The organism is Vibrio sp. 10N.286.48.C11 (genome assembly GCF_041469805.1).
GTDB lineage: Bacteria > Pseudomonadota > Gammaproteobacteria > Enterobacterales > Vibrionaceae > Vibrio > Vibrio crassostreae_C.
This window is the reverse complement of the sequence record NZ_JBFRLK010000004.1, coordinates 1-8,474: the sequence shown is the minus strand read 5'-3', so window position 1 is coordinate 8,474 and position 8,474 is coordinate 1. Positions and strand designations below refer to the sequence as shown.

Sequence of the window (8,474 nt, the reverse complement as noted above, 5' to 3'; positions counted from 1 at the left end):
CCTCCTCCTACTCGATTTTGAATCGCTTTAGTTTTTCGAAAAGAAGATCTCTGGCTTATGGTTCGGGCCATAGTTGCCTTCTAGTTGGGTAAGTTCTAATCCTTGTTTGCCTATCAAAGAGCCGACTAACTGGCGGTTGAACGGGTAGCTGTCGGGGTTGTTAATATACTCTTCAACATCAATCCATTTAGCTTCTGCAATTTCATCTGTGTCTTGAATCGCAATTTCTTGAGTTTGAGCGATAAGGTGACAAATAAAGTAGAGGTTTGATTTACCGAATTGATACGGGTGTCTTGTCGCCATGCCAACCACAAAAACGAACGTTGCCTCGATACCGGTTTCTTCCAAGGTTTCACGAACCACCGATTCTTCAATGCCTTCACCCAACTCAATATGACCGCCCGGTAATTTGTAACCCGTCATGCCGTGCTCTTTGATCATCAGAACTTGATTGTGTTCGTTAGTGATTAACGCACCAGCACCCAAGGTGTGGGTCGGAATGAAAGGCACAAACTCTACAATCTCGGATTTGTGGATCAGCGTAATCTCGTCTTCTAAGCAGTTGTGAAACACAAAGCCAAGCTCAGTCGCCACCGGAATAAGGTGCGAGAGTGAAATAGGTAAGCTAATCCAAATAATGCCTTTGCTATTCTGCTTTGAAAATTCGGTGATCTCGCTGAGTTCGGCATTGAATGAGTCAACATCGTGAGGGGCTGTTGCTGGGTCAATGATGATGCCGTTAAATTTGTCGAGCGTAAATTCCACGGGTGATCCTTTATTATTTTGATTTATTGGGCGTCGAGCATGGTCTGAGCTTATCGTATCTAAAGAGCTTATAACACCTTGAGAGCAAGGGCAGCAGTGAATCAAAAGTAGGCAATGCAGTTTATGTCGAACGGGTCGGGATAAGTGGAGGGTGTTGCTAGAAACAAAAACTGCGCTTGGAAGCCAAAGCGCAGTTTTAAAATGAGGTTTATTGCAGTTCGATTTTAACGAATATAGTTCGCGTTAATACTCACGTACCAGTGTTGAAGCTTGCCATCAGATTTCTTGATCCACAAATCGTTGGTGTAGCTATCAATCTTGCCGTTAACCGTAAGGTTGAATGTGTTCTCGTCGAATTCGCCAAGCTTCACGAACTGGTCCGTGGTAATCAGGAATGGGTCCATGTCGTCTACACCAACCACATCTGAAATCACATAGTAGTGGTAAGTCAGCGGCTTGCTCGCATCATTCGGGTTGCTGCGATACGCAACAAGCTTGAATGGTTCCGTTAATGGAACGTCGAGCGTTTGCTTGTCCATGGTCGCTGGAATTGGAATAAACAGCCAAGCGGTAAACAGACCGCTCAATAAAACCATCAGGAAGAAAAGAGTCTTAATTGCTTTCATAGCAACCTTCAAAATATGGGGGATGTTAATGGGGCTATGGTAACTAGGGAGAGTAAAGATGCAAGCTCTGTTATTACCCTATCTTATCTCAGCTTAATCTAGCGCAAAGAAAGCGGTTCGGTTAACTCGAAATGTAAACACGAGTGCTTAACTCTTGATTATGGCTTAAGAGAATTCGTTATTTGAACCAATCTTGGTTTTTAACCAGTCTCTCGAAACAAGGCGAAGAACTGTCGCGAAATGACCTATATAGATAAAATTCAGTACGATAAGAATAGCGCATGAATATTTTTTGAGCGTTTTCTTATGCATTTAAATCCACGGTTAAGTGGCGAATACCATTCTTATGTCGATCACTCATTTCGTATCGATTGTTCACTTGGCTCCAATCCATTTGGCGCACCAGAAATTCCTGAACATGTGATCAAAGATATTATCTACGGTATTGATAAGTACTATTGCCACAGGGAGCTTTCGGAGCTGACTTATCTGACTCGCCAGTTTATTGGGATTGAAGATTGTCGTATTACGTACACCACGGGCTCTCTTGGGGCGCTAGAACTTATCTTCAATAAACTTATCGATCACAACAATCGCACCATGATAGGCATTGGCCCTCAGTTTGTTGAAGCAGTATCAGAGTTCACTTTGGTGGGCGGGAAGTACCAGTCCATCAACATGTTTGATTATCAAAACGAGTCGGATCTGTTCGGTGTGTTGGCATCAAAAATAAGCAGTCAAAATCCTGCCTTGGTGTATATCGATAATCCCAACAACCCAACGGGTCGAATCTACGACAGAGCTTATCTGGTCGAGATAGCGAGAGTATGTGAGCGTTCTGGCGCTATTTTGATTGTCGACGAGGCATATGGTGAATACCTGACCCCTGAGCAGTCTATGCTCGATCAGACCTTAGTCTTGGACAACTTAATAGTTTTACGAACCTTTTCTAAAGGTTTAGGGCTCGCTGGGATTCGACTCGGTTACTTAGCCAGCAGTGAAAACCTGACTTCTGCAATCGAAGCTGCGGTGAGTGTGTTTACGCCGACTTACCCCTCAATAAAAATCGCATCGGCGACCTTACCCAATGCAAAACACTTCTTAGAAATGAACCGCAGCAAAACTGAATACTTTAAGCAGCAAATGATCGGCTTGTTGTCTGAGAACAATATTGAGGTGGTTGGCACGTCAATATCGACGCCCATTATGTTGTTGAAAAAGAGAGGAACTCACCTTTCAAAGCTATTTGAGAGTATCGGTATTAAGACATGTTCGGGTGTCGATTTTGCTATTACGTGCGACGCGATGACTGAAGAGTATGTTCGATTACGAATTGTTGGCAATGATATAGATTTAGAAGCGTTAAAGCAGCGTATTAAGCAGTTATAAAAGCAACCGTTATAAAATCAGTAGGCATAAAAAAGCCCGCACCTTGCGTTTACAAAGTGCGGGCTAAATTCATCTGGCTACTTGTTTAAGTAAGCAGCGTGGAACTCAATGTGTTCATCAATAAAGCTAGAGATGAAGTAGTAGCTGTGGTCGTAACCAGGCTGCATACGTAGATCTAAATCGGCATTGGTTACCTTAGCGGCTTCGACTAATTGCTCAGGTTTAAGCTGTTCAATCAGGAAGTTATCGGCTTCACCTTGGTCGACCAACATTGGCAGTTTAGTGCCTTTGGTTTTTAGAAGCTCAGAGGCATCGTAGTGTTTCCACTCTTCAATATCCAAGCCTAGGTATTGGTTGAAGGCTTTTTGTCCCCAAGGGCATTGCATTGGGTTGGTGATTGGGCTGAATGCAGAGATAGAACGGTAGCTATCTTCGTTTTTAATGCCAATCGTTAGGGCACCATGTCCGCCCATGCTGTGACCAGAAATCGATTTTACGGATGTAACAGGGAAGAACGACTCAATTAATGCAGGGAGCTCTGTTACCACGTAATCGTACATGTGGTAATGGCTGTCCCATGGCGCTTGAGTGGCATTCACATAGAAGCCTGCACCTTGGCCGAGATCGTAATTTTCATCGTCGGCAACACCTTCGCCACGTGGGCTAGTGTCTGGTGCAACAATCGCGATGCCTTGCTCAGCCGCGGCTTTGAAAGCGCCGGCTTTTTGCATGAAGTTTTCATCGGTACAGGTTAAGCCTGACAACCAATACAAAACAGGAACTGGGTTTTCTTTGCTTGCGTTAGGTGGCAAGAAAATCGCAAAACGCATGTTGCAGTCAAGCGTTGCAGAAAAGTGGGTGTATTGTTTGTGCCAACCACCAGCAACCTTTGCTTGGCTAATGTTTTCGATTGTCATCTATTGTGCTCCGTTAGGTTGATGGTTTGGGAGTAAATTTGTCTATATTACATAAAGTTTCACCACCCACCGGGCAGGAGGTGGTGAAGACAGTTTGTTGCTATTCATTTGTAGCTGTGGCCTCGATGCTCGAAAGAATCGAGGCCAAGATGTGTTACTTATCCATGTGTAGAACAGTACGGATAGATTCACCTTTGTGCATTAGGTCGAATGCTTCGTTTACGTCTTGCAGACCCATTGTGTGAGTGATGAACTCTTGAAGGCCAAACTCACCCGCCATGTAACGGTTTACGATTTCTGGAAGCTCAGAGCGGCCTTTAACACCACCGAAAGCAGAGCCACGCCATACACGACCAGTCACTAGTTGGAATGGACGAGTTGCGATCTCTTGGCCTGCACCCGCAACACCAATGATGACAGATTCGCCCCAACCTTTGTGACAGCACTCAAGTGCTTGACGCATCACGTTTACGTTACCGATACACTCGAAAGAGTACTCAACACCACCGTCTGTCATCTCAACGATAACGTCTTGGATTGGCTTGTCGAATTTAGTTGGGTTGATGCAGTCAGTCGCGCCAAGCTGTTTTGCTAGCTCGAATTTGCTCTCGTTGATATCAACACCGATGATGCGGTCAGCACCAGCCATGCGAGCACCAATGATTGCAGAAAGACCGATACCACCTAGGCCGAATACAGCAACGTTGTCGCCTTTTTCAACTTTAGCTGTGTTAAGTACCGCGCCCATACCCGTAGTTACACCACAACCTAGAAGACAAACTTCTTCAAGTGGTGCTTCTTTGCTTACTTTCGCTAGAGATATTTCTGGAAGTACTGTGTACTCAGAGAAAGTCGAGCAACCCATGTAATGGAAAATTGTTTCGCCATTGATAGAGAAGCGGCTTGTACCGTCTGGCATTAGGCCTTTACCTTGCGTTTCACGAACGGCTTGGCATAGGTTAGTTTTACCAGATTTACAGAACTTACATTCGCCACATTCTGCTGTGTAAAGTGGGATAACGTGGTCGCCAATCTCAACACTTGTAACGCCTTCGCCGATCATCTCAACGATACCGCCACCTTCGTGACCAAGAATTGAAGGGAAGATACCTTCTGGATCGTCACCTGATAATGTGAATGCGTCAGTGTGACAAACACCAGTAGCAACGATGCGAACTAGAACCTCACCAGCTTTAGGAAGTTGTACATCAACTTCTTCCATTTTTAGTGGCTCGCCAGCTGCCCATGCAACCATTGCTTTTGATTTGATATGCGTTTGACCAGGTTTAATTTCGATTGTCATTGGATGTTTCCTATATGTCAGTACAGCGGATAACTGTGCAATTAAATTCAACCCGTTAAGCGTAGTTGAGCTTAATTGTTTCCGCTCTCTCGTTTTGTTGGAGCTAGTATAGGTGTGAGTGCATGTTTTGATAATCCCCTTAAATAGAAAATGATTATTACGTATTTGTAATAATAGAGCATTTAGGTTCCTCGTGTTAACCGAAAGTCACACTTAAGAATTTTTAAGGTACGTCATAATAATTGCTTACTGAAAATCACATGAATTGGAAATAAAACTACAATATTCTGAGCGCCGTATTTAATGTTGTGGACTCATACATGCTTTTATCTCTTCCGCCTCCAGTGATGCTGTCACTTGCCATCGTGCTTGAAGTTGTCGCGACTTCTTTATTGCCTAAAACGCAGCAATTTACTTCCCTTCCTGCGACCGCCGCAGTACTCGTCGGTTATGGCTTTGCTTTTTATCTGTTGTCTCTCACGGTTCAAACCATGTCTTTGGGTGTGGCGTATGCGATTTGGTGTGGCGCAGGGATAGTGTTGGTCGCGGCGTTATCTTGGTTGGTCTACGGGCAAAAGCTAGACATCTACGCGATCATTGGCATCGCTTTGATTCTGTCTGGTGTGGTGGTCATTAACCTGTTTTCAACGTCGGTGAGTCACTAAGAGTCTATTTCCTACTTCTGAAGGAACAAACTAATTGGAATCTAGAGTAGTTAGCCTTCAACTTAAGGTATTGAATATAATATAGTAATTCTAATAAATGCATTTTGTGCATGTATTTTATGAAAACAGCTCACTTTACTCATAGATTGGTCGGTTTAGTATAGCCAGCAGAAACCAATGATTATAAATAATCATCGATATTGTCTGTTTATCAATAACTTTGGAGGTCATTATGACTATTCCGACAACCGATATGATGGAAGCTTGGGCGGGATTTCAAGCTGGCGACTGGCAAACATCCGTTAATGCACGTGATTTTATTCAGCGAAACTACACCCCTTATGAAGGTGATGAATCTTTTCTTGCGGACGTGTCGGACTCGACGACACAGCTATGGGAATCGGTGCTAGAAGGTATTAAAGAAGAAAGCCGCACTCACGCCCCTGTCGATTTTGATACTGATATCGTTTCCACTATCACCTCACACGATGCAGGTTACATTGCAAAAAACCTCGAAAAAATCGTGGGTCTACAAACCGATAAACCACTGAAACGCGGCATCATCGCTAATGGCGGTATTCGAATGGTGAAAACGTCGTGCGAAGTGTACGGTCGTGAACTAGAGCCACAAATCGAAAAGATCTTCACTGAGTACCGCAAAACGCATAACCAAGTAGCGTTCGATCTTTATACCGATGAAATTAAAGCATGTCGCCGTTCTGGTATTATTACTGGTCTGCCAGATGCTTATGGTCGTGGACGCATTATTGGCGACTACCGTCGTCTTGCTTTATACGGTATCGACTTCCTAAAATCAGACAAAAATGAGCAGTTCAAATCGACCCAGAAGATGCTTGAAACGGGTGGTGATTTAGATAAGACATTGCGTCTACGTGAAGAGCTTACTGATCAAATTCGTGCCCTTGATGAAATGCGAGAAATGGGTTTGAAATACGGCATTGATATGTCTTCTCCTGCTCGTACTGCGCAAGAAGCAATCCAATTTACCTATTTTGGCTACTTAGCTGCGGTTAAGTCTCAAAATGGTGCTGCGATGTCGCTAGGCCGTACATCAACCTTCTTAGATGTTTACATCGAACGTGACCTTAAACTTGGTCTGATTGATGAGAAACAAGCGCAAGAGTTGATTGACCATTTCATCATGAAGCTTCGTATGGTTCGTTTCTTACGCACTCCTGAATACGATTCATTGTTCTCTGGCGACCCAATTTGGGCAACAGAAGCAATGGCAGGTATGGGTGTTGATGGTCGTACTCTCGTTAGCAAAACGACTTTCCGCTACTTGCACACATTGCACACGATGGGCCCAGCACCAGAGCCGAACATGACGGTTCTATGGTCTGAACAACTGCCTATCGCGTTTAAACAATACGCCGCTAAAGTGTCTATCGAAACCTCATCACTTCAGTATGAGAACGATGATCTAATGCGTGCGGATTTTGATAACGACGATTACGCGATTGCGTGTTGTGTAAGCCCGCAGGTGGTTGGCCAACATATGCAGTTCTTTGGTGCTCGTGCAAACCTTGCTAAAGCGTTGCTTTACACCATTAACGGTGGTGTTGATGAAAAATCTAACATGCAGGTTGGTCCTCAAGTTGCTCGTATCGAAGATGAAGTTCTCGATTTTGACCGCTTAATGCCTCGCTTTGATGACATGATGGATTGGCTTGCAACGCAATACGTCACTGCATTGAACGTGATCCATTACTCGCATGACCGTTACAGCTATGAAGCATCGTTAATGGCATTAATGGACCGCGATGTTCATCGCACAATGGCTTGTGGTATTGCAGGGCTGTCGGTTGTTGCTGACTCGTTAGCGGCTATCAAATACGCGAAGGTAACACCAGTACGTAACGAAGATGGCATCGCTGTCGACTTTGAGATTGAAGGTGAATATCCAAAATTCGGCAACAACGATTCACGTGTTGATGATATTGCTTGTGATTTGGTTGAACGTTTTATGAAGAAAATTCAGAAAATGAACACCTACCGTGAAGCGGTTCCAACTCAATCTATCCTTACGATTACTTCAAACGTTGTATATGGTAAAAAAACCGGTAACACGCCAGATGGCCGCCGCGCAGGTATGCCATTTGGCCCGGGCGCAAACCCAATGCACGGTCGTGACGAGAAAGGGGCGGTGGCTTCACTTTCTTCAGTTTCCAAACTGCCGTTCGAGTACGCAAAAGATGGTATTTCTTACACCTTCTCAATCGTACCAAATGCACTAGGTAAAGATGACCTAAGCCAAAAAGTGAACCTAGCAGCACTAATGGATGGTTACTTCCACCACGAGGAAAGTGCAGGATCGATTCGTGTTGAGGGTGGACAGCACCTTAACGTGAACGTGCTTAACCGTGACATGTTGTTGGATGCCGTCGAACATCCAGAAAAATACCCACAGTTAACCATCCGAGTGTCGGGTTACGCTGTGAGGTTCAACTCGCTAACACGTGAGCAGCAACAAGATGTAATTAGCCGTACGTTTACTGCTAAGATCTAACCGTAAACTTCGAGTTATACGGTTCTAAAAAAGCGCGAGAATGACATCCGTCTCTCGCGCTTTTTTGTGCGTGGAGTATGGGGCACCTATATTGTTGGTCGCCGTGTTGTCTTGGTTGGTATATGGGCAAAACCGATATTTACGCGGTGATTGGTATCGCTTTGATTCTTTCGGGTGTGCTGATCATTCACCTGTTTTTTATGTTGATAAGGTCGCTTCGGGACAAGAACACCTTAGTGCTACGAATCTAAAACGTTTGTGCCCCATTGTGTGTTTCGA

Annotated in this window: 7 protein-coding genes; 3 read left to right on the top strand and 4 right to left on the bottom strand. The window is 44.4% G+C overall.

Features of this window, described 5'->3' with window-relative positions; translation table 11 throughout:
- Positions 1–27: 27 nt before the first annotated feature.
- Together AB4209_RS01465 and AB4209_RS01460 are read right to left on the bottom strand one after the other, a co-directional pair.
- On the bottom strand, positions 28–765 hold the full coding sequence (locus AB4209_RS01465; protein ID WP_372054598.1) for an NUDIX domain-containing protein: 738 nt from the start codon (positions 763–765) through the stop codon (positions 28–30).
- 224 nt (positions 766–989) lie between these two features.
- Complete coding sequence (locus AB4209_RS01460) at positions 990–1,391, bottom strand: hypothetical protein (protein WP_017061631.1); 402 nt, start codon at positions 1,389–1,391, stop codon at positions 990–992.
- Between the two features lie 306 nt (positions 1,392–1,697).
- Here AB4209_RS01460 and AB4209_RS01455 point away from each other — a divergent pair, with 306 nt between their 5' ends.
- Entirely contained in the window at positions 1,698–2,780 is a 1,083-nt protein-coding gene (locus tag AB4209_RS01455) for a pyridoxal phosphate-dependent aminotransferase (RefSeq protein WP_017061632.1), read from the top strand.
- Positions 2,781–2,857: 77 nt separating this feature from the next.
- Here AB4209_RS01455 and fghA read toward each other — a convergent pair whose 3' ends face one another.
- Together fghA and AB4209_RS01445 are read right to left on the bottom strand one after the other, a co-directional pair.
- Entirely contained in the window at positions 2,858–3,697 is an 840-nt protein-coding gene (gene fghA / locus AB4209_RS01450; protein ID WP_017061633.1) for an S-formylglutathione hydrolase, read from the bottom strand.
- Positions 3,698–3,851: 154 nt separating this feature from the next.
- Complete coding sequence (locus AB4209_RS01445) at positions 3,852–5,000, bottom strand: S-(hydroxymethyl)glutathione dehydrogenase/class III alcohol dehydrogenase (protein ID WP_017064961.1); 1,149 nt, start codon at positions 4,998–5,000, stop codon at positions 3,852–3,854.
- A 320-nt stretch (positions 5,001–5,320) separates the two neighbouring features.
- Between AB4209_RS01445 and AB4209_RS01440 the strand changes: the two genes are divergently transcribed.
- Entirely contained in the window at positions 5,321–5,665 is a 345-nt protein-coding gene (locus tag AB4209_RS01440) for a multidrug efflux SMR transporter (RefSeq protein ID WP_017061635.1), read from the top strand.
- Positions 5,666–5,897: 232 nt separating this feature from the next.
- Positions 5,898–8,195: a formate C-acetyltransferase gene (gene pflB, locus AB4209_RS01435; RefSeq protein ID WP_372054596.1), complete on the top strand. Its 2,298-nt coding sequence runs from the start codon at positions 5,898–5,900 to the stop codon at positions 8,193–8,195.
- The last annotated feature ends 279 nt before the right edge of the window (positions 8,196–8,474 follow it).

What these genes read in the sequence shown, in the direction of transcription:
- pflB (WP_372054596.1), top strand. Translation starts at nt 5,898, where the DNA reads ATGACTATTCCGACAACCGATATGATGGAAGCTTGGGCGGGATTTCAA.
- AB4209_RS01460 (WP_017061631.1), bottom strand. Translation starts at nt 1,391, where the DNA reads ATGAAAGCAATTAAGACTCTTTTCTTCCTGATGGTTTTATTGAGCGGT.
- AB4209_RS01455 (WP_017061632.1), top strand. Translation starts at nt 1,698, where the DNA reads ATGCATTTAAATCCACGGTTAAGTGGCGAATACCATTCTTATGTCGAT.
- fghA (WP_017061633.1), bottom strand. Translation starts at nt 3,697, where the DNA reads ATGACAATCGAAAACATTAGCCAAGCAAAGGTTGCTGGTGGTTGGCAC.
- AB4209_RS01440 (WP_017061635.1), top strand. Translation starts at nt 5,321, where the DNA reads ATGCTTTTATCTCTTCCGCCTCCAGTGATGCTGTCACTTGCCATCGTG.
- AB4209_RS01445 (WP_017064961.1), bottom strand. Translation starts at nt 5,000, where the DNA reads ATGACAATCGAAATTAAACCTGGTCAAACGCATATCAAATCAAAAGCA.